Source organism: Streptomyces sp. NPDC094034, from assembly GCF_040303865.1.
Classification (GTDB): Bacteria; Actinomycetota; Actinomycetes; order Streptomycetales; family Streptomycetaceae; genus Streptomyces.
In genome coordinates, this window is sequence record NZ_JBEOUD010000045.1 from 40,382 (window position 1) to 62,399 (window position 22,018).

18 protein-coding genes and 1 pseudogene are annotated in these 22,018 nt (G+C 69.9%); 8 read left to right on the forward strand and 11 right to left on the reverse strand.

Going from position 1 to position 22,018, the window contains the following annotated elements; translation table 11 throughout:
• Positions 1-151 precede the first annotated feature (151 nt).
• Positions 152-1,909: an NAD+ synthase gene (locus tag ABTZ59_RS30270; RefSeq protein WP_351420119.1), complete on the forward strand. Its 1,758-nt coding sequence runs from the start codon at positions 152-154 to the stop codon at positions 1,907-1,909.
• A 38-nt stretch (positions 1,910-1,947) separates the two neighbouring features.
• On the opposite strand, the gene ABTZ59_RS30275 is transcribed toward ABTZ59_RS30270, so the two are convergent.
• From ABTZ59_RS30275 to ABTZ59_RS30290, 4 genes are all read right to left on the reverse strand, one after another.
• Positions 1,948-3,174, reverse strand: coding sequence for an MFS transporter (locus tag ABTZ59_RS30275; protein WP_351420123.1), 1,227 nt, complete (start codon positions 3,172-3,174; stop codon positions 1,948-1,950).
• 226 nt (positions 3,175-3,400) lie between these two features.
• Positions 3,401-4,429 (reverse strand): endonuclease/exonuclease/phosphatase family protein, encoded by a 1,029-nt coding sequence (locus ABTZ59_RS30280; protein ID WP_351420125.1) that lies wholly within the window; start codon positions 4,427-4,429, stop codon positions 3,401-3,403.
• Positions 4,430-4,705: 276 nt separating this feature from the next.
• The gene (locus tag ABTZ59_RS30285) at positions 4,706-5,314 is read right to left on the reverse strand and encodes a TetR/AcrR family transcriptional regulator (RefSeq protein WP_351420128.1); all 609 of its coding nucleotides are present in this window, start codon (positions 5,312-5,314) and stop codon (positions 4,706-4,708) included.
• A 180-nt stretch (positions 5,315-5,494) separates the two neighbouring features.
• The gene (locus tag ABTZ59_RS30290; RefSeq protein WP_351420132.1) at positions 5,495-7,117 is read right to left on the reverse strand and encodes an MFS transporter; all 1,623 of its coding nucleotides are present in this window, start codon (positions 7,115-7,117) and stop codon (positions 5,495-5,497) included.
• A gap of 156 nt (positions 7,118-7,273) precedes the next feature.
• Here ABTZ59_RS30290 and panB point away from each other — a divergent pair, with 156 nt between their 5' ends.
• The 3 genes from panB to ABTZ59_RS30305 all read left to right on the forward strand — a co-directional run bounded on the left by panB (position 7,274) and on the right by ABTZ59_RS30305 (position 10,311).
• Complete coding sequence (gene panB / locus ABTZ59_RS30295; RefSeq protein WP_351420135.1) at positions 7,274-8,164, forward strand: 3-methyl-2-oxobutanoate hydroxymethyltransferase; 891 nt, start codon at positions 7,274-7,276, stop codon at positions 8,162-8,164.
• Between the two features lie 261 nt (positions 8,165-8,425).
• Positions 8,426-9,454, forward strand: coding sequence for an ATP-binding cassette domain-containing protein (locus ABTZ59_RS30300; protein ID WP_351420137.1), 1,029 nt, complete (start codon positions 8,426-8,428; stop codon positions 9,452-9,454).
• Positions 9,451-10,311 carry an ABC transporter permease gene (locus ABTZ59_RS30305; RefSeq protein ID WP_351420139.1) on the forward strand — a complete coding sequence of 287 codons (861 nt, stop codon included), beginning with the start codon at positions 9,451-9,453 and terminating at the stop codon, positions 10,309-10,311. The genes ABTZ59_RS30300 and ABTZ59_RS30305 overlap by 4 nt, the downstream gene beginning before the upstream one ends.
• Positions 10,312-10,480: 169 nt before the next feature.
• Here the strand turns inward: ABTZ59_RS30305 and ABTZ59_RS30310 are convergent, their stop codons facing one another.
• A complete protein-coding gene (locus tag ABTZ59_RS30310; RefSeq protein WP_351420142.1) occupies positions 10,481-14,089 on the reverse strand; it encodes an AfsR/SARP family transcriptional regulator in 3,609 nt (1,202 codons plus the stop codon).
• A gap of 466 nt (positions 14,090-14,555) precedes the next feature.
• Between ABTZ59_RS30310 and ABTZ59_RS30315 the strand changes: the two genes are divergently transcribed.
• The gene (locus tag ABTZ59_RS30315) at positions 14,556-15,365 is read left to right on the forward strand and encodes a site-2 protease family protein (RefSeq protein WP_351420145.1); all 810 of its coding nucleotides are present in this window, start codon (positions 14,556-14,558) and stop codon (positions 15,363-15,365) included.
• Between the two features lie 12 nt (positions 15,366-15,377).
• Here ABTZ59_RS30315 and ABTZ59_RS30320 read toward each other — a convergent pair whose 3' ends face one another.
• The 4 genes from ABTZ59_RS30320 to ABTZ59_RS30340 form a co-directional block, all read right to left on the reverse strand.
• A complete protein-coding gene (locus ABTZ59_RS30320) occupies positions 15,378-16,535 on the reverse strand; it encodes a Dyp-type peroxidase (RefSeq protein ID WP_351420147.1) in 1,158 nt (385 codons plus the stop codon).
• A 120-nt stretch (positions 16,536-16,655) separates the two neighbouring features.
• Positions 16,656-16,946, reverse strand: a complete 291-nt coding sequence (locus tag ABTZ59_RS30325) for an immunity 53 family protein (RefSeq protein WP_351420149.1) — start codon at positions 16,944-16,946, stop codon at positions 16,656-16,658.
• Between the two features lie 445 nt (positions 16,947-17,391).
• Entirely contained in the window at positions 17,392-17,862 is a 471-nt protein-coding gene (locus ABTZ59_RS30335) for an NUDIX domain-containing protein (protein WP_351420154.1), read from the reverse strand.
• Between the two features lie 2 nt (positions 17,863-17,864).
• Positions 17,865-18,584: a DUF5919 domain-containing protein gene (locus ABTZ59_RS30340; RefSeq protein WP_351420174.1), complete on the reverse strand. Its 720-nt coding sequence runs from the start codon at positions 18,582-18,584 to the stop codon at positions 17,865-17,867.
• 282 nt (positions 18,585-18,866) lie between these two features.
• Between ABTZ59_RS30340 and ABTZ59_RS30345 the strand changes: the two genes are divergently transcribed.
• Together ABTZ59_RS30345 and ABTZ59_RS30350 are read left to right on the forward strand one after the other, a co-directional pair.
• On the forward strand, positions 18,867-19,109 hold the full coding sequence (locus tag ABTZ59_RS30345) for a hypothetical protein (RefSeq protein WP_503003784.1): 243 nt from the start codon (positions 18,867-18,869) through the stop codon (positions 19,107-19,109).
• Positions 19,097-19,342 (forward strand): DUF7848 domain-containing protein, encoded by a 246-nt coding sequence (locus ABTZ59_RS30350; RefSeq protein ID WP_030995392.1) that lies wholly within the window; start codon positions 19,097-19,099, stop codon positions 19,340-19,342. Before ABTZ59_RS30345 ends, ABTZ59_RS30350 begins: the two co-directional genes overlap by 13 nt.
• 616 nt (positions 19,343-19,958) lie before the next feature.
• Here ABTZ59_RS30350 and ABTZ59_RS30355 read toward each other — a convergent pair.
• Positions 19,959-20,534: a DUF4304 domain-containing protein gene (locus tag ABTZ59_RS30355; protein WP_351420161.1), complete on the reverse strand. Its 576-nt coding sequence runs from the start codon at positions 20,532-20,534 to the stop codon at positions 19,959-19,961.
• Between ABTZ59_RS30355 and ABTZ59_RS30360 the strand changes: the two are divergent.
• A pseudogene (locus tag ABTZ59_RS30360) lies at positions 20,443-21,027 on the forward strand (site-specific integrase); the annotation flags it as partial. The gene ABTZ59_RS30355 and the pseudogene ABTZ59_RS30360 sit on opposite strands and share 92 nt — an antisense overlap.
• Positions 21,028-21,093: 66 nt before the next feature.
• On the opposite strand, the gene ABTZ59_RS30365 reads toward ABTZ59_RS30360, so the two are convergent.
• On the reverse strand, positions 21,094-22,011 hold the full coding sequence (locus tag ABTZ59_RS30365; protein ID WP_351420176.1) for an ISAs1 family transposase: 918 nt from the start codon (positions 22,009-22,011) through the stop codon (positions 21,094-21,096).
• Positions 22,012-22,018 lie beyond the last annotated feature (7 nt).

The following is a 22,018-nucleotide window of genomic DNA, read 5'->3' on the forward strand; positions in this document are numbered from 1 at the left end:
CGTATCGCGCGCGTCTCGCGCGCACGCGTCTCGCACGGACGGGTCTCGCACGGACGGGTCTCGCACGGACGGTCCGCCGCGGCGACCGAGTGGGCCGCCCCACACGCGCACCCCAGGACATCGTGTCAGTCAGACGATTACACTGGGTCCCGTGCCCCAACTACGTCTCGCTCTGAATCAGATCGACTCGACCGTCGGCGATCTCGCCGCGAACGCCGAGGCGATCGTGCACTGGACCCGGCACGCCGCCGAACAGGGAGCGCATGTCGTCGCGTTCCCCGAGATGGTGCTGACCGGCTACCCCGTCGAGGACCTCGCCCTGCGGCCGTCCTTCGTCGAGGCGTCCCGGACCGCCGTGCGCGCGCTCGCGGGACGCCTCGACGAGGAGGGCTTCGGGGAGCTGCCCGTCGTCGTCGGCTATCTGGACCGCTCCGAGTCGGCCCAGCCGCGCTACGGCCAGCCCGCCGGTGCCCCGCGCAACGCCGCCGCCGTACTGCACCGCGGCGCGGTCGTCCTCAACTTCGCCAAGCACCATCTGCCCAACTACGGCGTCTTCGACGAGTTCCGGTATTTCGTACCGGGCGACACCATGCCCGTCATCCGGGTCCATGGCGTCGATATCGCGCTCGCGATCTGCGAGGACCTCTGGCAGGACGGCGGCCGGGTCCCGGCTGCCCGGTCCGCGGAGGCGGGGCTGCTGCTCTCGATCAACGCCTCGCCGTACGAGCGCGAGAAGGACGACACCCGCCTCGACCTGGTGCGCAAGCGCGCCCAGGAGGCCGGCTGCACCACCGCGTATCTCGCGATGATCGGCGGCCAGGACGAGCTGGTCTTCGACGGTGACTCGATCGTCGTGGACAAGGACGGCGACGTCGTGGCGCGCGCACCGCAGTTCGCGGAGGGCTGTGTGGTCCTGGACCTCGAACTGCCGGCCGCCTCGCCCGAAGCCCCGGACGGGGTGGTGGACGACGGGCTGCGGATCGACCGGGTCATCCTCTCCGAGGACCCGCTGCCCGCCTACGAGCCCGAGCTGACCGGTGGCTACGCCGAGCGCCTGGACGACGACGAGGAGGTCTACTCGGCGCTGGTGGTGGGCCTGCGCGCGTACGCCGCGAAGAACGGCTTCCGGTCCGTGCTGATCGGTCTCTCCGGCGGTATCGACTCCGCGCTCGTCGCCGCGATCGCCTGTGACGCGGTCGGCGCGCAGAACGTGTACGGCGTCTCCATGCCGTCGAAGTACTCGTCCGGCCATTCCAGGGACGACGCGGCCGAGCTGGCCCGCCGTACCGGGCTCAACTTCCGTACGCACCCGATCGAGCCGATGTTCGACGCGTACATGGTCGCGCTCGGGCTGACCGGGCTCGCCGAGGAGAACCTTCAGTCGCGGCTGCGCGGCACGATGCTGATGGCGCTCTCCAACCAGGAGGGGCACATCGTGCTCGCGCCGGGCAACAAGTCCGAGCTGGCCGTGGGCTATTCGACGCTCTACGGCGACTCCGTCGGCGCGTACGGCCCGATCAAGGACGTCTACAAGACCTCCGTCTTCCGGCTCGCGCGCTGGCGCAACCGCGTCGCCGAGGAGCGCGGCCAGACCCCGCCGATCCCGGAGACCTCGATCTCCAAGCCGCCGAGCGCCGAACTGCGCCCCGGGCAGATGGACACGGACTCGCTGCCCGACTACGACGTGCTGGACCGGATCCTGGAGCTGTACGTCGACCGCGACCAGGGCAGGGACGCGATCGTCGCGGCCGGCTTCGACGCCGAACTGGTCGCCAGGACGCTGCGGATGGTGGACACGGCGGAGTACAAGCGGCGCCAGTACCCGCCGGGCACCAAGATCTCGGCGAAGGGCTTCGGCAAGGACCGGCGGCTGCCGATCACGAACCGCTGGCGCGAGCACACGCCGTAGCGGACGCGCGGACGCGTGGGAGCCCCGGGCCCCGGGGCTCAGCTCACCCGTTCCGTCGTCGCCCCGGCCTTCGTCACGGCGGAGGCGACGACCCGCGATGCCTCCGGCCCCCGGTCGGCCCGGTCACCCCGGTCCAGCAGCCCTGCCGTCACCGCGATCGCCAGACCGACGACCGCGAGCACCGCGCCGACCAGGGTCGGGGACAGCCAGCCCCAGCCCGCCGCGATCGCCGCACCGCCGAGCCAGGCGCCGCCCGCGTTGGCCAGGTTGAAGGCCGAGTGGTTCGAGGCGGAGGCGATCGTGGGCGCGTGCCTGGCCTTCCGCATGACCAGCATCTGGAGCGGAGTGGTCGTCATAAAGCCGACCGCGCCCAGCACCACGACCGTCACCAGGGCCGCCCACTGGATGTGCGCCGTGAAGCGGAAAGCGAGCAGTACGACGGCGAGCGCGCCGAGCGAGGCGTACAGCGTGGGCCGCAGCGCCCGGTCCGTCAGCGGCCCGGCCACCAGCGCGCCCAGCGTCATGCCGATGCCGAAGAGCGCGAGGACCAGTGTGACGGAGGACTCGCCGAAGCCCATGACCTCGGTCGTGATCGAGGCCAGATACGAGTAGACGGCGAAGACCCCGGCGAAGCCGAAGACCGCGGTCGCGAGGCCGAGCAGCACCTGACGGTCGCCGAGGGCGCGTATCTCACGGCCCACGCTCTGGTGCGCCTCCAGCGGTATGTGGGGGACGAGCCGGGCCAGCGCGGCGAGCGCGATCAGGCCGATCACGGTCACCACCAGGAAGGTGGCGCGCCAGCCGAGGCTCTGGCCGAGCAGGGTGGCCGCGGGAACGCCGATGATGTTGGCGACGGTCAGGCCCAGGAACATGGTCGCGACGGCGCGCGCCTGCCGGCCCTCGCGCACCAGCCTGGCGGCGACGACCGCGCCCACACCGAAGAACGCGCCGTGCGGCAGCCCGGCGAGGAACCGGCCCGCCAGCAGCCAGCCGTAGCCGGGGGCGAGCGCCGAGCCGAGGTTGCCGATGACGAAGAGCGCCATGAGCAGGAGCAGCATCCGCTTGCGCGGGATACGGGAGCCGAGGGCGGTGAGCAGGGGGGCGCCGACGACCACACCGATCGCGTAGGCCGAGACCAGATGTCCGGCGGTCGGCACGGACGTACCCAGATCGTCCGCGACATTGGGCAGCAGGCCCATCATCACGAACTCTGTCGTCCCGATGCCGAAAGCACTGACGGCCAGGGCGAACAGGGCGAGGGGCATCGAGAGACCTTCCGTGGTGAGCTTCAGGGGGTGAGCTTCAGGGGTTAAGTACCCTCACGGAACAAAGCCTCTCAGGGTTTCCATTCCGGCGGATGAACTCCGGATTGCGCCCAGCGCTCCGGCGGGCGAGGTCCGGGCCGCGCGGATCGGCGGGCCCGGGTTCGGTGGGCTTCGGTGGGCGCGGATTCGGCCGGCCCGGATGCGGTGGGCGCTGCCTCGCCCCCCTTCAGCCCAGCTCCACCCGTGCCGCGATCGGCAGATGGTCGCTGTCCGTCTCGGGAAGGGTCCAGGACGAGGTCGGTTCGACGCCCTTCACCATGATCTGGTCGATCCGGGCCAGCGGGAACGACGTCGGCCAGCTGAAGCCGTACCCGTGCCCGGCCGCGCCCTGCGTCGAGCGCATCTGGGCGGTCACGGCGTTGAGCGAGCGGTCGTTCATGGTGCCGTTCAGATCGCCGAGCAGGATCACCCGGCTCAGTGACTCGTCGGCGATGGCCTCGCCCAGCGCGTCGGCGCTCTTGTCACGCTGGTTGGCGGTGAAGCCCGCGTTCATCTTGACGCGTACGGAGGGGAGATGGGCCACGAAGACGGCGACCGGGCCCTCCGGTGTGTTGACGGTGGCGCGCATGGCGCGGACCCAGCCCAGCCTGATGTCGACGGGCTTGATCCCGCTCATCGGGTACTTGCTCCACAGTCCCACCGTGCCCTGCACCGAGTGGTACTTGTACGTCTCGGCCAGCGCGTCGACATAGATCGGTACGGCACTGGCTTTCAGCTCCTCCAGCGCCAGGACATCGGCCCCGGACCGCGCCAGCTCGCGCGCGGTGCCCTGCGGGTCCGGGTTGTCCGCGTTCACGTTGTGGGTGGCGACCATGAGGTCACCGCCGCCGCCGGACTTGTCGGTGAGGAGTCCACCGAAGAGATTGACCCAGACCACGGCGGGCAGCAGTACGGCGATCAGCGCGGTGGCGGAGCGCCGTACCAGCGCCAGGACGAGGATCAGCGGAACGAACACACCGAACCAGGGCAGGAATGTCTCGGTGAGACTCCCCAAGTTGCCGATCTTGTTGGGGATCTGCGCGTGAAAGATCATCAACAGCGCGACGACCACGGCGAGCAGCGCCAGCACGATGCCTCGCCGCCAGATGCCCGGATCGTTTCGCCATCGGTCGAGCAGGGCTCTGGCGCGGGAGCCGGTGCGGGGGTCCTCCTCCTCGCCGTCCGTCACCGAATGCGCCGTGTACTCCTGCGTCATATGCGCTGCCCTCACTGCCTTGCTGTGCACGCTCGCCCCCGACCCTAGGCGATGTACGGGCACTTTCTCCGCCGTCCGGGGACAGCCGTTCCCGGACGGAGACGAAGAGGGAGGGTTTGGGAGTTCCGACCACAGATGAAAGAGCGGCGGATGTGACAGATCCCGCACCGCTGTAATCGACCGTTCCGAGTCGCGCGCCGGTCCGGTGTATGTCCCCGCGCCGGAGCGGCGCGGGGACGCCCACGCCGGTCCTTCGCGGGGACACCCGCGTACGCGTCATGTGCGCGGGCGCAGCCCCTGGAGCACGGCGCTGATGATCTGGTCGGGCAGGTCCTCCTCCAGCGGCGCGCCCTGCCGGTGCAGCGTGCGCATGAGCATGGGGCCGATCAGCAACTCGTTCATCAGCTCCACGCTCAGGTCGTCCCGCAGCTCACCGGAGGCGACCCCGCGCCGGATCAGGTCCGTCGTCATCGCGCGCCGGGGGTCGATGACCGTCCGGTGGTACTCCGCCCAGAGCCGGGGCCGACTCTTCATCTCAACCATGACGTTGTGCAGCAGGGTCGAGGAGCGCTGGGCGAGACCGCGCTGACGCATCGCCTCCAGCATGACCCGGAGATCATCGAGCGCCGAGGTGCCCGGCAGTTCGGGCTCGGGCGGCTCGATCTCCCGCAGGACGTCGAGGAAGAGTTCCTCCTTGCCCGGCCAGCGCCGGTAGATGGTCGCCTTGCCGACGCCCGCCGTACGGGCGATGCGTTCGACGGAGAGCGCGCCGAGCGGCACACCGTCCTCCAGCAGGGTCACGACGGCTTCCAGGATCGCCCGCTCGACCGCCTCACTGCGTGGCCTGCCGCGCCGGTGTTCCTTCTCGTGACCCTGCTCCCGCACCTGTCTCCGCCTCTCGCCGCCCTGGGGCCTGGCCGCCGTGTACGTCCCGCCGCGCTTCCGCCGCGCCAATTCTCGTACACGGCGGCCCACCGCACGCCGTCCTCGTGCACACGTACACGGCGTGCGCGAGGACACTGCGTGCACACGCAGCGGGCGAATAGGGCGCGTACGGCGTCGCTGTCAGCCGCGGACGGCGCTCACGGGTTCGGGTGCCTCCTCGCTCCCCGCGAGCTTCCGCGGCTCCGGCCTGCCCGGCAGGAAGAGTCCGACCACCGCGGCGCCGATCAGCGCGACGGCCGCCGAACCGAACGCCGTGACATGCATGGCGTCGAGGAACGCGTCGTAGGCGGAGCTGATCAGCGGGCGGCCCGCCGGGCCCATCTTCTCCGCGACGCCGATCGTCGCCTCGATCGACTCCCCCGCCGCGTCCCGCGCGCCGGCCGGGACCGCGCCGAGGTGCCCCTCGATCCCGCCCCGGTAGGTCGCGGAGAGCACCGAGCCGAGTACGGCGATCCCGAGGGCGCCGCCGACCTGGCGGAAGGTGTTGTTGATGGCGGAGCCCGAACCGGCCTTCTCCCGGGGCAGCGCCTGCATGACCGCGACGGTGACCGGCGGCATGATGTGCGCCATGCCGGTGCCCTGGACGAAGAAGACGAGGCACAGCACCCAGACCGGGGTGTCCGCGTCGAAGACGGCGAACGCGGCGAGTCCGGCGGCGACCAGCAGCATGCCGACCGTACAGACCGCGCGGGCGCCGAACCGGTCCACCACCAGCCGGGCCCTCGGCGCGAAGATCATCTGGGCCGCGGCGAGCGGCAGGATCAGCAGTCCGGACTGGAGCGCGCTGTAGCCGCGGACGCTCTGGAGATAGAAGGCCGAGAAGAAGGTCACACCCATCAGCGCGAAGAAGACCAGCGCGATGGCGGCGACGGCGGCCGCGAAGGCCGGCTTCCTGAAGTACGAGATGTCGATGGCCGGATGGCTGCTGCGCTTCTCGTGCCAGACGAAGAGGGCGAGCACGGCCACGCCGCCGACGAGCGGGGCGAGCACGCTCGCGCCGGTGAAGTCGGCCAGCTCGCCGCCGCGGATGATGCCGTACACCAGCAGGACGAGTCCGACGATGGAGAGCACGACGCCCACCGGGTCGAGCCGGCCGGGCCTGGGGTCCTTGGAGTCCGGGACCAGCAGCACCATCGCGATCAGCGCGACCACGGCCACCGGGACGTTCACGAGGAAGATGGAGCCCCACCAGAAGTGTTCGAGCAGCAGACCGCCGGTGATCGGGCCGATGGCGATGCCGAGGCCCACGCTGCCCGCCCAGATGCCGATGGCCTTGGGCTGCTCCTCGCGCTCGAAGACATTCATCAGGATGGCGAGGGTGGCGGGCATCACAAAGGCGGCACCGAAGCCCATCAGGGCGCGGTAGCCGATGAGTTCGGCGGGAGATCCGGACAGGGCGGCGAGCGCCGAGCCGAGGCCGAAGACGGCTGTGCCGAAGAGGAGCGTCTTCTTGCGGCCGACACGGTCACCGAGCAGCCCGGAGGTGAAGAGCAGTCCCGCGAAAACGAGCGTGTAGGAGTTGATCGCCCACTCCAGCTCGCTCTGGGTGGCGCCGATACCGGTGGGCTCGGGGGCGGCGATCGTCTTGACCGCCACGTTCAGGATCGAGTTGTCCAGCACGACGATGAGCAGGCTGAACATCAGGACACCGAGGATGGCCCAGCGACGGCGGTGGACCGCCTCCGGGACACGGGACTCGGGTATGCGGGGTGCGGCGGCGGCGCCGCCGGACGGTGTGGACATGGCGTACACCCTAGACCCGTTTCGATACGAGACCGTCTCGTATTGGAAAGTCTTTACGAACGGCCCCACTTCCCGCGAGCGGTACCGGGATGCCACCATGGAACCGGTCCGGGGACACCGTCAGGGTGCCTCGAGATGACGAAAGGGCCTTTGGCCATGACTGTTCAGACCGAGGCTGCTCAGAAGCCGCCCGCAGGACGCCCGGCCGGCTCCGAAGCCGGTTCCAAGGCGCTGTACGGCGGCAAGAGTTCGCGGCGCATCACCGTTCATGACATCGCCGCCGCCAAGGAGCGCGGCGAGAAGTGGCCCATGCTCACCGCCTATGACGCGATGACGGCCTCCGTGTTCGACGAGGCCGGCATTCCGGTCATGCTCGTCGGCGACTCGATGGGGAACTGCCATCTCGGGTACGAGACGACCGTGCCCGTCACACTGGACGAGATGACGATGCTCGCCGCGGCCGTCGTACGGGGCACGAAGCGCGCCCTGATCGTCGGCGACCTGCCGTTCGGCTCGTACCAGGAAGGGCCGGTCCAGGCCCTGCGCAGCGCCACGCGGCTGGTGAAGGACGCGGGCGTGGGCGCGATCAAGCTGGAGGGCGGCGAGCGTTCGCACACCCAGATCGAGCTGCTGGTGCGGGCCGGCATCCCGGTGATGGGACATATCGGACTGACACCACAGTCCGTCAACACCCTCGGCTACCGGGTGCAGGGCCGCGGCGAGGAAGCCGCGCAGCAACTGCTCCGCGACGCCAAGGCGGTACAGGACGCGGGGGCGTTCGCGGTCGTGCTCGAACTGGTCCCCGCCGAGCTGGCCGCCGAGGTCACCCGCATCCTCCACATCCCGACCGTCGGGATCGGCGCGGGGCCGGAGACGGACGCGCAGGTGCTCGTCTATACGGACATGGTCGGGCTGACCGGAGGGAAGGTGCCGCGCTTCACGAAGCAGTACGCGAATCTCCGCCAGACGCTCGGGGACGCCGCGAGGGAGTTTGCGGACGAGGTCATTGGAGGAACGTTCCCTCAGGAGGAGCACACGTTCCACTAGACGAGCACACGTTCCACTGAGCGGATCCGCCCCAGTGAGGCGGGCGCCTCCGCCCCAGAAGCCACTGCCCGCACGGACGACAGCCCGCCGATCTTCCCCCGTCGGCGGGCTGTCGGCTTCTCCGGCCGGGGACCGTCGGCTTCTCCGGCCGGGGGCTGTCGACGGTACGACGGTCGCCCGACAGCGTCTCGACGACCGCCCGACAGCGGCTTGTCGGCAGCTTGTCGGTGGATTGTCGGTGGCAGCTGGTCCACTGGTGTCATGACGCGAATCGACAAACACCCCAACGGCAGCCGCACGGGCAACGCCGTCGAGGTACGGGGGCTGGTCAAGCACTACGGCGGACCACAGGGCACCCGGGCACTCGACGGAGTGGACCTCGATGTACGCGAGGGCACCGTCCTCGGTGTGCTCGGGCCCAACGGCGCCGGCAAGACAACGCTCGTCCGTATTCTCTCCACGCTCGTCCAGCCGGACGCCGGGACCGCGATGGTCGCCGGGTACGACGTGCTGCGCCAGCCGCGCCAGCTGCGCCGCACCATCGGTCTCACCGGCCAGTACGCCTCGGTCGACGAGAAGCTCTCCGGCTGGGAGAACCTGTACATGATCGGCCGGCTGCTCGATCTGTCCCGCAAGGACGCCCGCCGCCGCGCCGACGATCTGCTGGAGCGCTTCTCCCTCACCGAGGCGGCGAAGAAGCCCACGATGCAGTACTCCGGCGGGATGCGGCGCCGGCTCGACCTGGCGGCGTCGATGATCGGCCAACCGGCGGTGCTGTATCTGGACGAGCCGACCACCGGCCTCGACCCCCGTACCCGAAACGAGGTCTGGGACGAGGTGCAGCGGATGGTCGCGGAGGGGGCCACCGTCCTGCTCACCACCCAGTACATGGAAGAGGCCGAGCAGCTGGCCAGCGAGCTGACGGTGTTCGACCGCGGCCGGGTCATCGCCAACGGCAAGGTGGACGAACTGAAGGCGAAGGTCGGCGGCCGTACGCTCCAGATCCGGCCCACGGACCCGGCCCAGCTCCCCGCGATGGCGCGGGCGATCGCCGAGACCGGGCTCGACGGCCTGGCCGGCACCCAGGCCGTCCCCGACGAGGGCCTGCTGTACGTACCGATCCTGAGCGATGAGCAGCTGACCGCGGTCGTGGGTCTGCTGGGCGAGCGCGGCTTCGGGATCGCCCATATCGGCACCCATCTCCCGAGCCTGGACGAAGTGTTCCTGGCCATCACCGGCCAGAAGACGGCCTCCGTGTCCGACACCACACCCGAGGAGGTCGCGGCATGAGCACGACCACACTGCCCACGTCCGCGCCCGAGAAGGCACCCGCGCCGAGGCCCGCCACCGCCGCCACCGCCGAGGGCCGGATCGGACTGCGCAACAATCTGCGGCACATCGGCGCGCTGGTGCGCCGCAACGCCCTCCAGATCAAGCAGGACCCCGAGTCGATGTTCGACGTCCTGCTGATGCCGATCATCTTCACGCTGCTGTTCGTCTATGTCTTCGGCGGCTCCGTGGGCGCGAGCCTCGGTGGCAGCCGCGACCAGTATGTGAACTATGTGATCCCCGGTCTGATGGCGATGATGGGCATGAACATCGCGATGGCCGTCGGCACGGGCGTGAACGACGACTTCCGCAAGGGGGTCATGGACCGGTTCCGTACGATGCCGATAGCCCGGTCGTCCGTGCTGATCGCCAAGATCGTCGTCGAGATCGGCCGGATGCTGGTCGCCACCGCCGTCCTGCTCGGCATGGGCTTCCTGCTCGGCATGGAGATCCAGACGTCGGTGCTCGAACTGCTCGGTGCCGTCGGTCTGTCCCTGGTGTTCGGCGCCTCGCTTATGTGGATCTTCATCCTGCTCGGGCTCACCATGAAGACGGCGCAGGCCGTCCAGGGGGTGGCGATGCTCGTCCTGATGCCGTTGCAGTTCGGATCGTCGATCTTCGCCCCGCCGTCCACGATGCCCGGCTGGCTCCAGGCGTTCACCGACTACAACCCGCTGTCCAATCTCGCGGACGCGGCGCGGAGTCTGATCAACGGCGGGCCTGTCGCGCACTCGATGTGGATGACGCTGGGGTGGGCGGCGGCGATCACGGTGGTGACGGCGCCGCTCGCGGTGGCCAAGTTCCGCAAGAAGTCCTGACGTTCCGACGCGGGAGCCGGAGCCGGGTTCAGGTCCGAAGCCGGGTCCGGGTCCGAAGCCGGGTCCGGGATCCGGCGGGTCCGGGTCCAGGATCCGGCAGGTCCAGGATCTGGCGGTCCGGGTCCGGCGCTCCGGGTCCGGGATCCGGCGGGTCCGGGGTCCGGCGGGTTCAGCGTCGGGCGAGGGCGGTGGCTTCCTCCAGCGTGAGGCCGCCGCCCTCGGCGCGGGCCTCCTCGAACGCGGCCTCGCCGAGCAGCCCCACCACCGTCTCGCGCGCGCCCTTCGCGATGTACCGCTCCGAGAACGCGGGGTGGCGCCCGACGGGCGACAGCACCTCGTACGCGCCGATCAGCCGGGCCGCGTCCCGTCCGCGCTCCCGGTCGCCCGCTTCGGTGGCCAGCCCGCCCAGCGCCCAGGCCACCGTCATCAGATGGACCGCGGCCATCTCGGGGGCGACCATCAGCGAAAGCGGTGTCAGCGCCGCCTCCACCGCGGTGCGGGCCGCCCCCAGCGCCGTGGCGTAGTGGCCGTCCGCGCAGTCCAGCCAGGCGAAGACGCCCTGGACGAACCCCTCGAAGATGGCCAGTGTCTCGGAGCGGAACACGTCGAGCAGACGGTTGAGTTCCTCCCGCGCCTCGTCCCCGCGTCCGGTACCGCCCAGCCAGAGCGCGAGAAAGAGCCGGGCCGCGGGCTGCGCCTCGTGCCAGGTGTCGCGCCCCTCGGCCAGCACCTCGCGGAGGATGCGCTCGCCCTCCTCTCCCTCGCCGGTCTCGAACATGGTCGCCGCCAGCCGGGAACGCAACAGCGCGGCCTGACTCTGCGCGCCGAGCCCTTCGGCGTGGGCCATGGCGGCCCGGTAGTCGTCGGCGGCGAGGCGGTACTCCCCGGCCTTCTCCCTGGCCTCCCCCCGCGCGGACAGCGCCTCGGCGGCGCCCCAGGTGTCGCCGAGCCGCTGAAAGATCTCCAGACTGCGGTCGGCGTCCCGGCTCGCGGCCCCGGTCCCGTCGGTGCGGTTCGAGACGACATTGGCCCGTAGGTGCAGCGCGCCGGCCAGCTCCCACTCGTAACCGAGCCTCTCGCAGGCCCGTACGGTCTCGTCCACGATCCGTCTCAGCCCGTCCGGATCCCCGGTGAGCATGTACGCGAAGACCCACAACGTGCCGGGGAACCGGCAGGTCTGCGGAAGCCCCGGGCTGTACGCACCGGCGACCTCACGCAGCCACGCGAGCCGCTCGGGTGTGGTCCAGTTCTCCGCGTCGTGATTCATGCTGGCGATCCCGATCAGCCGCACCTGGCGCCGCGCCTCGTGGAGCAGCTCGGGTGTCATGGGCGGCGGCGTGTCCGTGCATCGCTGCGAGAGGGCCGGAGCCGGCTCCACGGGCGGGGCGAACGGGTCGGGTCCGAGAGCCGCGGCGGCCGCCGCCCAGTGGCGGGCGTCGGCGCGCAGATCGAGCATCTGCCAGAACCAGCCGAGGGAGAGTACGAGACAGAGCGCCTCCTGCTCGTCGCGGGCGGCGACGGCACGGCGCAGCGCGGTGCGCAGATTCTCGTACTCCAGCTGGAAGCGGGCGATCGCGGCGTGCTGGCCGGGGCCGCGCAGTATGGGGTCGGTGGTACGGGCCAGCTCCCGGTAGTGCACGAGATGGCGGCGCTCGGAAGCGGCCCGCTCACCGGCCTGGTCGAGCCGCTCGGCGGTGTACTCCGCGACGGTTTCCAGCAGCCGGTAGCGCATGTCGCCGTCCGGCGCGGGGGCGGCGACGACGAGGGACTTGTCGATGAGCGAGCCGAGGAGCAGGGCGACGTCCGAGGACGCGACGGCTTGAGTGGTGCCCGGTTCATGCGGTACGTCCGCGTCGTCCGTGCGACCCGTAACATCCGTGCCGCCCGTGGTATCCGTGCCGCCCGCGTTGTCCGTGCCACCCGTGTTGTTCGTACCGCCCGTGTTGTTCGTGTCGTCCGTGTCGCCCATCTCGTCAAGGCCGGTCGGCTGGTCCGCGCAGACCGACTCGGCGGCCGTCAGCCCACAGCCGCCCGCGAAGACCGACAGCCGCCGCAGTACGGCGCGTTCGGACGCGTCCAGCAGGTCCCAGGACCAGTCGACGACGGCGCGCAGCGTCTGCTGGCGCGGCAGGACCGTCCGGCTCCCGCTGGTCAGCAGCCGAAAACGGTCATCGAGACGATCCGCGATCTGGCGTGGCGTCAGCATCCGCAACCGCGCCGCCGCCAGCTCGATCGCCAGCGGAAGACCGTCCAGCCGACGACAGATCTCCGCCACCGCCTCCGGATCCCCCGCCGGATCGAACCCAGGCCGCACCGCGCGGGCACGCTCCGCGAACAACCGGTGCGCCGGATCCGGAGGCAATGGCTCCACCGGCCGCACCGACTCCCCCGGCACCCCCAACGGCTCCCGGCTCGTCGCGAGGATACGGAGACCGGGACAGTGCACGAGCAGCGTCTCGGCCAGCGCGGCGGCGGCACCGATCACATGCTCGCAGTTGTCGAGAAGCAGCAGCATGCGCCGACGAGCGCAGTGCTCGGCCAGCCGTACGATCGGCTCACCGGCGTGCCGATCGGCGGCCCGCAACTCCTCGGCCCCGGCGCCGCGCAGCACGGTCTCCCGCGCCCCGAGCGCGGTCAGTACGGCCTCGGGCACGGTCTCCGGATCGTTCACGGGCGCCAGTTCGGCGAGCCATACGCCGTCGGGCCACCCCTCGGCCATCCGCTCGGCGGCCTCTTGCGAGAGCCGGGTCTTCCCCGCTCCGCCGGGCCCGAGCAGAGTGACGAGCCTGGCGCGGCCCAGATCGTCGCGGATGGCCTCGATATCGCCTTCGCGCCCGACGAAGCTGGTCAGCCGCGCGCGGAGATTGCCGGGGGGCGCGGCGGCCATGGCGGCCGGGGGCGCGGCGGGTGCCGTGGCGGCCGTACGGTGGGAGCGCCCGCGGCCCGTGGCCCGCCCGACCTCGGCGCCCCCATCGGCCCAATCGGCCCCCTGGGCCCCGTGGGATCCGTGGGATCCGTGGGATCCGTGGGCGTCTTCGGCCCGCCCCTCGGAGCCGTTGGCACCCCGAAGCAACTCCTCGTGCAGGGCGCGCAGCTCGGGACCGGGGTCGGTGCCAAGGCGGTCCGCCAGCGCGCGGCGCACCCTGTCGTACGCGGCCAGGGCCTCGGCCGGGCGTGCCGCCTCGCGCAGGGCGCGGATACGCAGCGCCTGAAGCGGCTCGTCGAGCGGGAACTCACCGCAGAGCGCGGCCAGTTCGGGCAGCGCGTCCTCGGCCCGGCCGAGGGCGAACTCGGCCGTGAGCCGCGCCCTGCGCGCCTCCAGCCGACGGGTCTCCCAGCGGGCCGCCTCGGTCGTACGGTCGGGGAGATCGGCCAGCGCGGGACCGCGCCAGAGTGCCAGCGCCTCGTCGAGCAGGCCGGCCGCCTTGACCGCGTCTCCATCCGCCAGGGCCCGCGCGCCCTCCCCGGCGAGCCGGCCGAAGCGGTGGAGATCCACATCCTCCTCGTCGGCGCACAGCAGGTAGCCGCCCTCCCCGGAGGAGACGGCCCCGGGGCCGAGCGCCCGTCTCAGCCGCCCGACCAGCGCCTGGAGCGCCCCGACCGCGTCGGCGGGCGGATCGCCGTCCCATACCTCGGCGACAAGCAGGGCGACCGGAACCGTACGGCCGGGCCGCAGGGCGAGCACCGTCAGCAGCGCACGCAGCCGCGCACCGCCGAGGGCGACGGGGGTGCCGTCGTCATGCAGTGCCCGGGTGGTGCCGAGGAGCCGGTAGCGCATCAGCCCATTGTCCGTGACCGCCGTCGGGAAGGCCGCCCCGACCTGTTCTGTCGCGAGTCCGACCAGCAGGCCGGTCGCGTCGCGCCGAGGGCCCGCGCGCCGGAGTGCGGGCGGCCGAGCGAGCCCGGTGACCCTCGTGGGGCGGGTGCCGGCAGGGCTCGGCCACCACTCCGTCCGGCACCGCCTCGTAGGCCCCCGCGCCCCCGCACCCCCGCACGTGGGTCGTACTGTCCCGGCACCGGCCTCCCCGGAACTGGGATCCGTTGGCGAGACGTTATCGGCGTGCCGGACGTTTCCGTTCTGGCGGCTGTACGGTCGGTCGACGCCGCCCGTAGTGCGGCGCCGCTCACGGCAGCGCGGCCCGACCGCCGGACCGTGCCACGCCCGACGCCGACGCCCCACGCCCGACACTCCCGCCCCACGCCCGACACTCCCGCCCCGCCCCCCGCCCCGAGGAGACCCACCCATGACCACCGCCTCCTCCCGCCGGAGCGACCGGCGGATCTCCCCCGTCTTCCTGGGGATCGTCGCTGTCACGGCGGTCTCGGGCTGGGCCGTGTGGACCGACTTCGCGGCGAACATCCGGATCGCCGTATTCCTGTTCGTCACCGGCGCCTGGATCGTCTCGCTCTGTCTGCACGAGTACGCGCACGCCCGTACCGCGCTGCACAGCGGGGACATCTCGATCGGGGCGAAGGGCTATCTGACGCTCAACCCGCTCAAGTACACGCACGCGCTGCTGTCCATCGTGCTGCCGGTGGTCTTTGTGATCCTGGGCGGTATCGGTCTGCCGGGCGGCGCGGTCTTCATCGAGCGCCACCGGATCCAGGGCCGCTGGCGGCACAGCCTGATCTCCGCGGCCGGGCCGCTGACCAACGTACTGTTCGCCGTCGTCTGCACCGCGCCCTTCTGGCTGGACGCCCTGTCCGGCGTCCCGACGGGCTTCCGCTACGCCCTCGGCTTCCTGGCCCTCCTCCAGGTCACCGCGGCGATCCTGAACTTCCTGCCGGTGCCGGGCCTCGACGGCTACGGAGTGGTCGAGCCGTGGCTCTCCTACAAGTTCCGCCGCCAGGTGGAGCCGTTCGCCCCGTACGGACTGCTCGCCGTCTTCGTCCTGCTCTTCTTCATCCCCGAGGTGAACGCGGCCTTCTTCGACCTGATCCACGCGATTCTGCGCGGGATGGGTGTCTCGGAGCTGGACAGCTACTGCGGACGGGATCTCTTCAGCTTCTGGACGACAAGGAACGAATTCGTCTGCGGCCCGGCGGGTCAGTAGCGACCACCTCGATCAGCCCGACGCGGGGAGGAGCCCGTCGGCCCAGTGGTCGCCCGGGGGCGGGACGAAGTAGTAGCCGCCGCCGGTGGTCAGCAGATATTTGGCCATGGACTCGCCCGCCAGCCGTTTCTGCACGGCCTCGAACCCCTTCGCCAGATCGCGCTGGAAGCACGAGAAAACCAGCCCGCTGTCGCCGTCGCCCCGGTCGTAGCTGTAGCTGCGCCGTACGAGCGGCGGCGGATCGCGGCGGTCGGGCGCGGCGAGCCGTACATGCGAGTCGAGCGGGGTGAGCCGGCCCTTGGGGTCGGCCGCGAAGTTCGGCTCCTCGTCCGTGGGCGCCCCGTCGAGCCACCGCCCGTCACGACGGCGGCCGATGATCCGCTCCTGCTCGGGGACGGAGTCCTTGTCCCACAGCTCGGTCGCGAGCCGGATGACCCGTACGACCTGATAACTCCCGCCGACGGCCCACTCCGGCTCGCCCTGACCGGCCCGTACGAGGGCGCGATCCGCGGTCTCCCGGTCCCCGGCCGGATTCCCGAACCCCTCGGTGAAGTGAAAGGGGTTACGGGCCAGCCCCCGGCCACCCTCTTCCCGGTTCTCAGCCCGGAACCCCTCGATCCGCCACCGCTCCCGCCAGCCAGGGACGGCCGTCAACAACCGCGCGACCGCCGCCCGCACATCGGCGACCCGGTCCCCCGCGACCTGTACGAGCACATCGCCGTGCGACCGCGCCGGATCCAGCAGGTCCCCGGGGAAGGACGGCATGTCGACGAGCTGGCCGGGCCGCGACCCACCGCCTTCGAACGCACCGGCCCCCAGCCCAACCCCCACAGCGAGACCGGCCCGTTCCACAGCCCGCAAGCCGGCGACCAACTCCCGCAGGACTGCCCGGACCTCACCCTCACGAGCCCCACGATCGAGCGCGACCATCACAACCCGCCCCCCGGGCCGCACCCCCCGCAACTGCACCGGCATCCGCTCCCCGGACCCCCCGCCCCGGCTCCCGTCACCGGCATCAGCACTTTCGGCACCGGCCCGCACGCCATAGACGACGGCACCCCCCACCGCGAGCCCGGCCGCCGATGAAGCGAGCAGCAACGATCTCCGTCTGACCACGCGTGTTCCCCCCTGGACACGATTCACCACACCGAACAACGGAACCGGGCGCATGCCGACGGTCCCCACTCCGCCCCCGCGGAGATGGCCCCTCAAAACCAGCCACCCCGCACTCCACGACCTGCCCGAACTCAGAGCCCGGCCGCATGTCCGACTCCGCCACCTGGACGGGCCTCAGGAGACATCAGAGAATTCGATGAAATAATCGATTGCCCTCTCCAGTGAGCCTGGATCGCATGCCGCCACAAACTCGATTCCGTCACTTTTTACCGAAACCCAAGACCCGTCAATGGATTGATCTTCCTTATCATAAGTTCGACCATGCAGCGGAGTTCGGACCAGGTCGACGATGAGGATCCAGCCAGGGTTATCAGTTGTTTCAATTCGAATACCGTACGAATGCTCCCAGTCCCCATCACAGGCGGATGCATACCACTTCTGAAGAAACTTCAGGGCCGGAATCACGGGTTCCTTCTAGGGATCTCCCAGAGTTCCGCAGGCACTGCCGATCCGTCCGGAAGATTTACGTGCGGCGTCGGGACACGAGTCTTGGTCTTCTTGTCGTAGTGAGGTTTACCCTTCACGTCAACTCGTTTCGTCGGGACCCATGGCTTCGGATTCCGGGGGTCTGAAGGTCGGTCATAGGATTCATAATGGTCGATCTCGCCGGTCGTTCCGTCCCGACGGAATGTCGTATGGGGTCCTTCCGCGTCTGGATGCGGACAAAGATTTCCAGCGCGAGAGTTGTGAACCAGGACCGGCGTGGCGCCCGCCACCGCATAGTACGTGTGCTACGCGACCCCTCTCTATCTGCGTATTCGCAGATCAGCGGCGGTTTCGGGTTCCGCTGGTGTCCGTGGCTGTGCGGGGAAATCCGTGGGTGTTGCCGTCGCTACTGCCGTCAGGCGGTTCAGCCCAGGTACGGCTTCTCGCGGTGTCCCAGGAAGTGCTGGAGCCTGAGTCGTTGGGTGTGGTGCATCGGCAACTGCTCGATCTCGTCCGGAGGCACGAACCGGAGCTCGGTCGACTCGTCGGAAATCTCCAGCCGGCCGCCGGTGATGCGGGCGGTGAAGCAGACGTTGAACTGTCGCCGGACCTCGCCGTCAGTGTAGGCGATGATGTGTTTCGGGTCGGTGTAGGTGCCGACCAGGCCCGTGATCTCCACGTCGAGGCCGGTCTCCTCTTTGACCTCGCGGACGGCCGTGCCTGGCAGGGAGTCGGTGAGATCCATGCCGCCGCCGGGCAGTGCCCATAGGTCGTTGTCACGGCGGCGCTGGAGGAGGATGCGTCCGTGATCGTCGGCGACGACGGCGGAGGCGGCGACGACCATGCTGTTCGGCTTGGGCGCGTTCGGGTCGTCGTAGTACTCGGTGCGGGCCACGGTCAGCCCTCCTCTCGTACGGGGGTTGCCGTCGTCCACACCGCGTCGAAGCTCTCGGCGTAGGTGTCGAACATGCCGCCTGTCTCGTGTCGGCGAAGATGCCATACGGGGGCGGCGTACGCGTTGACGCCCCAGACATGGGCGTTGACGAGTTGCTGGTCGTCGGCACGGTAGAGCGAGTTGTAGAGCGTGGTTTCGTGGGTGCGGACCTCGATGCCGGGGGTGCCGGCGAGGGGTCTGTAGTGCATGAGGGCGAGGCGGCAGCGGGATTCGATGCCGTGGCCGAACCGCTCCTCCTTGCCCCGGGCTTGAACGGCATCGCTGTCGGCGTCCCCGATCGCGATGCGGACAGTGCAGCCTTCGGCGGCGCGTTCGGTGAGGAGTTCGTTCAGCCGCGGGTACGCCTCGTGGAGGAAGACGGCCGCGTAGACGAGGATGTCGATCCGCTCCCGGGCCTGGGCGAGGATGTCGGTGAACGTCGAGACGGGGAGGTCGGCCCGCTGCTCGTAGAGCGCGACCAGTTCGGGGCTGATGGCGCGGGCGGGGCGGGCCTGGCGGAGCGCCGGCCAGAGTGCGTGCACGTCTTCTCCCAGGGCCTTGGCCGTCTGGAGGGCGGTGGCACGACGTGGGATACGCCCGAGATTCACCCAGCGCTCGACCGACTTGGGGTCGACCTCGACCTGCTGAGCGAGTGCGGCGTACGTCCAGCCTCCCGCCGCCATGACGGCTCGTAGTCTCTCGTTCGGCACGAGTCTCCCCCTTCGTCTCAGGACGGCACCAGGGACGTTCTACATGGTGCGGGACGTCCCGGAGTGGGGTTTGGTGGAGGTTCCTTCGTCCTGGCGACCGGCATGAGGATCGGTGCCGACCCTGCGGCACCAACAGGCCCAGGGGCACGCATCAACGCCGCCGAGGAGCGTCACCGTGCGAAAGAGCGCCACCCCATGTGTTCCCGCCCTGCGACTGGACGCCCGGTCGCGCGCCGCCTCGCCGGGGTGGTCACGATGACAGCCCCCACCCCTGATGCCGACGGGCACACCGTCGCGCCCGACGCCGGCGCCCTGGTGGTCGACCGGCGGAACGGCAAGGTGGGTGTGGTGATGGGGCATGTGGGGCCGTACGTGCAGCTTCGGCCGCCGCGCGGTGGCCGGGAGTGGGACGTGCCGCCCGAGGACGTACGTCCACCGACTCCGACGGAGGAGTTGAGCGCGAAGGTGGCCGTGGCCAACCGGAGGTGGGGACGGTGACCCCTCGCTCGGTCCTGCGCTACGAGACCTGGACGCTCCAGCCCGACCGCGAGCCGGACGCGGAGCCAGTCCTGTACGCGATGCAGTGCGCCGTGGACGGAGAGACCTCACCGGCAAGCGAGGAGTTCGCCGAACCGCAGGAGTGGGTGCTGCGGCACTGCGGTCAGAACCCGTCCCACCACACCTACCGGGAGATCATCACCCGCCCCTGGCGGACCTGGCGCCAGACGTGACCCGCCTCGCTCGCCCCGGCGCCGCAGCGCGCTGACCCACCTGACTCCCGTCCCTGCCGGGCGCAGCCGATCGAGGCTCCCCCGCACTCGTCAGCCCCGGCAGGGACGGGCCGTCCGTGTGTGCCGTGCCCATGACTGTGGGGGTTCTGACCTCTGCCACAGAAAGTCAGCCACGACGGCGGGCGCGCCGATGATCACCCGTCACGTGTGTTTCGCTCAACCCCGCACCGGCATCAGCCCAGTTATCTCCATCGCCACGGCCCCCAGCCAGGTACCAAGCCGGGCCATCCGGACGGCACAAGCCCGCCGGACGGCCTCTCGGGCTCCGACCGCCCTGCTGAGCGGTCGAACCGGGAGCTTGCGACCGGGAGTTCGGCATATGCTCCCGGGCCCTGTGCACGCCGAGTGATCGGCGGCCGTCGCCAGCGGGGCGGTAGACAGGAAGGCGACTCCGCCTCCAGCGCGAGCCACCGTCACCCTCGGTGACGCCCTCGACGATCACCCCTGACACACGGATGGCACTGACGCCACAGCGCGTGTCCATACAAGATCAGATTTGCTATCACAACGATCTCGGGTGCCCGAAGGGCGTGAAGCGGGCCCAGGGCATGTTGCGCTACTCCCCACTGAACATTTTCTCCCTGATCTCATGATGAATGAACACCCGTCCAGAAACGCCGGATCGAAGTAGGGATTTCAGATCCCCCAGGCTTCCGATCGGGTCGACCAACAGAGCCACAGGAACCACAATCTCTTCGACCAGGGATGACCGAAGCTCATCCGACCGCGCAACCTCCTCTCCTTCCACGGAAAGGAGTTCGAGCCCTTTACGGGAAATGGAGGTAATTGCATCCACTCTAAATCTGACCAGGCATTTGGATTCGGGGAGCCACCCCTCCTTCACCTTGCCTGCCGGGGCAAACCCGACATTCACATAGTATGACTCGTCCCAGCTGGATTTCTGCACGCCAACCAGGCCGTAGAGGTCGCCGGAAATTCTGTACCAGCTTCCCGACTTCTTACGGAATCCAAGGGGCCTGAGAACATCATCAAAGGCCTCCAGGAGAGCCGAATGAACCATCAATTGAACCTCTTGTAGATATCGAGATTCCCTGCGCACCGGAGTCCGAAAGGGCGAACTCCTCGGCCTGCGCTGGGAAGACCTCGACCTCGACGGCGGCACCGCCAGCATCCATCGCTGCCTCCAGCGCACCCGCAGCCAGGCCTGACCGTCCTGAACACCAAGACCCTCGCCTCCGAACGTCGCATCGCCCTCCCCACCGAATGCATCAACTCCCTCAAGATCCACCAGGAACAGCAGCAGGAAGAACGTCAGGCAATCGGACCGGACAGACAACGGGCTCGTCTTCACCACCCCAGAGGGCAGGCCACTCGACCCCGGCAACCTCAACCGCCGCTTCCGCCGCCTCCTCCACACAGCAGGGCTCCGGACGATCCGCTTCCACGACCTCCGCCACTCCACCGCCACCCTGCTCCTGGAACAGGGCGTCGAACTCGGCGTGATCAAGCGACTCCTCGGCCACGCCCATATCGGCGTCACCGCCACCGTCTACGCCCACGTACGACTCCGCCTCCACCGCCAGGCCTTTGACACCCTCGGCAACGCCCTCAGCTCCACTGGCAACGCCCCCGACGACCCACCCGCCACAGCCGTCGTCCGCTGACGTTGCCGTCAAGCCCCCTCCCAGACCCCAGGGCTTCGGCGTAGTCGGCAGGCGCCCGTTTTGTGATCACGCGAGGCCGAGGAGTGTGAGGGGTCGGCGGGGATCGCGTGCGTTGCGGCGAAGGCCGGAGGCGATGTTCTTGACGCCGCTCAGCCGGAGGGCGCCGACGGCGAGGTTGCGCCAGGTCGCCATCGCGCGGGGTGCGCTGCCGGTCCGCAGCTGGGAGGCGTCCTCGGCGAAGGTGGTGTCGCGGACGTGGTGCAGGGCCTCGATCTTCCAGTGGTCGCGGATCAGTCTCGCGAGTTGGACGGGGGTGGTCTGCTCGGCGGTCAGGCTGGTGACCGCGTAGACAGTCGTGATGGTGGTCTTGCCGGCCTTGCGGTCGGTGCGGCGGCGCTTGATCTGGACGGCCTGGCGGGCGCCGGGGAAGAGCAGGTTGTTCATGGTGGTGACCTTGATCCGGCGGATCTCCGCGCGGCCGTGGCCGGTGCCCCGGGTGCGGCCCTGGAACGGGATGTCCTTCCAGGGAAGGGACTTCAGCTGCTTGCGCAGTTTCTTGTGGTTGCCCTTGACGATCGCGATGTAATGGGCCCCGCGGCCCAGGAGGTAGGCGGCGTGCTCGCGTTGCGTATGGAGCGCGTCGCTGGTGACCACGGTTGCGGTCAGGTCGGCGACGGTGTCGAGCAGCGGCTGGAAACGGGTGACCTCGCCGGTCTTCTCGCCGACGTCGAGCTGGGCCAGGACCAGCCCGGTGGTGTGCTCCACCGCAGCGAGTAGGTGGATCCTCCGCCCCTGGGCCTTGGCCGCACCGCGCAGGGACTTGCCGTCCACGGACAGTCCGCGCAGCCCGGTGTTCTCGGGCCGGCGGTCGGCAAGCCATCCGCCCACCGCCCGGTCTAGATGAGTAAGTCCGAAGTTTTCGGGTGCATGAAGCGAGGGTCTCGTTAGTCCGTTTGTGACGACAGACCTCGAAACCCTCGCGATTGCACTG